Origin of the sequence: Paraburkholderia sp. LEh10, assembly GCF_017814945.1 — a bacterium.
Taxonomy (GTDB): domain Bacteria; phylum Pseudomonadota; class Gammaproteobacteria; order Burkholderiales; family Burkholderiaceae; genus Paraburkholderia.
This window is the reverse complement of the sequence record NZ_JAGIPX010000193.1, coordinates 1-1,697: the sequence shown is the minus strand read 5'-3', so window position 1 is coordinate 1,697 and position 1,697 is coordinate 1. Positions and strand designations below refer to the sequence as shown.

Annotated in this window: 1 protein-coding gene and 1 pseudogene; one reads left to right on the top strand and one right to left on the bottom strand. The window is 61.8% G+C overall.

Annotated elements, in window-relative coordinates:
* Window positions 1-70: 70 nt before the first annotated feature.
* Window positions 71-538 (top strand): annotated as a pseudogene (locus J8I87_RS43875) (winged helix-turn-helix domain-containing protein); the annotation flags it as partial.
* 472 nt (window positions 539-1,010) lie between these two features.
* On the opposite strand, the gene J8I87_RS43870 reads toward J8I87_RS43875, so the two are convergent.
* Window positions 1,011-1,697, bottom strand: a 687-nt coding sequence (locus tag J8I87_RS43870) for a transposase (RefSeq protein ID WP_209938880.1), incomplete at its 5' end; no start/stop codon positions are given.

Sequence of the window (1,697 nt, the reverse complement as noted above, 5' to 3'; positions counted from 1 at the left end):
TTACTCATAAGTCAGGAATTTTGCGGACAGATGGCCTATGCTTGAGCGATAGCTATTGAGAGCATCGCCCATGAAACGAGATGGCCGGAGCCTGGCTCACAACACGCTTGAAGAGATGCGTATCCTTGCAGTTCAGCGTATGGCTGAAGGCGAGCATCCAAATGATGTTGCCGCGTCGTTTGGAATGCATCGCTCGTGGGCCTACAAGATCAGGGCGCAGGCGCGAGGCCGTGGTCGTGGAGTGCGAGCGCTGCGATCGACCAAGGGCACAGGGCGACCACGTACGCTTACTCCGACGCAGGAGCAGCGGGTGATGCGCTGGGTTAATGGCAAGAATCCAATGCAATACGGGTTTGATTTTGGCTTGTGGACGCGCAACCTGGTTCGCGAACTGGTACGACAGAAATTCGACGTCACGCTGAGCCTGGCTTCGATCGGTGCGATGCTCGCGCGTCTGAACCTGACGCCGCAAAAGCCGTTGCAGCGTGCTTATCAGCGTGACCCGGAAGCTATCGAGCGTTGGCAGCGAGACACCTTCTATGAGCTGTAAATTGTCAAGGGCTATTTTTGATTAATCCGTTCTCCTACCCTCCACACATGTGCGTCAAGGGCCAGGCGAAGCCTGGGCCTGGTCAGGCGAACCCTTGACGCCCACAGGACAATATGCTGACTCATGGTGGCAGGCGCGGGGGGGTATCGCGACCGCCACCATGCAAGCGCAATGGGAGGCGGCTGTTGTTGGCATCTGAACTGTATCCCCTCTGGTCTGAAGCCGGTCATCGCGCGCGTCGGACCTGACGTCCGACCTCCTTCTATCCGCTGGCGCCTTGGCCAGCCTCATCCTGCATGCGCATTACGCCGGGAATCTTTTCCGGGAGCATGCCCCATCTATAAAATCGGTTACGTCGGTAACCCGGTGTCTCGACGGGCATGTTCACTTCAAACCGGTCCATACGTCAGTTTCCGCTCTTTGCATGATTGCCTTGTTGCGCGGTTGCCTTGGCCCCGGCTCAGATCGATTTCATCTGCGCCCCTTCAGGGATGACGCCGTCCTTCAGGTAACGCCACAGGGCAATCGCCAGTCGCCGTGCCACTGCGACGATGGCAATGCGCCGGGCACGACGGTTGGGGCCAGTGCCCTGCGTGCGCCGGTTGAACCACTGGGTGAGTGCGCTCCCGGGCTGATAGCGCAGCCAGGTCCAGGCCATCTCGACCAGTAACGCGCGTACGCGCCGGTTGCCCTGTTTACTGATGCCCTGGTCGGTCTGGCTCTCGCCGCTGTCATACGGTTGGGGCACCAGTCCGACACAGGCCCCGACCTGCCGCGGGTTGCTGAACTTACGCCAGAAGAGCTCGAGCGCAAGGCGCGACGCGCCCACTTCGCCAATGCCTTTCAGGCGTGCCAGGGCATTGCTGCGTGCACGCGCGGGCGCGGGCACACTGGCCTGGCGGGTCTTCTCCAGCGCGGCCAGCTGCTGCCGGGCCAGCGCCAGCCGTTCGCATTCGCGCAGCAGCCGCTGCCGCAATTCCGGCGGCAGCGGCGCGCCGTCGTGGCACTTCACCTCGTCTCGGGCGAGCCGGCCGGCGAAGTCCTTGTGATCGACCTCCCAGCAGCCCAGTGTGGCGAGCAGTTTGCGCATGCGGTCGCAGTGCTGCAGCACTTCCTTCTGCAGTTGTCCGCGATCGCGCATCAGCTG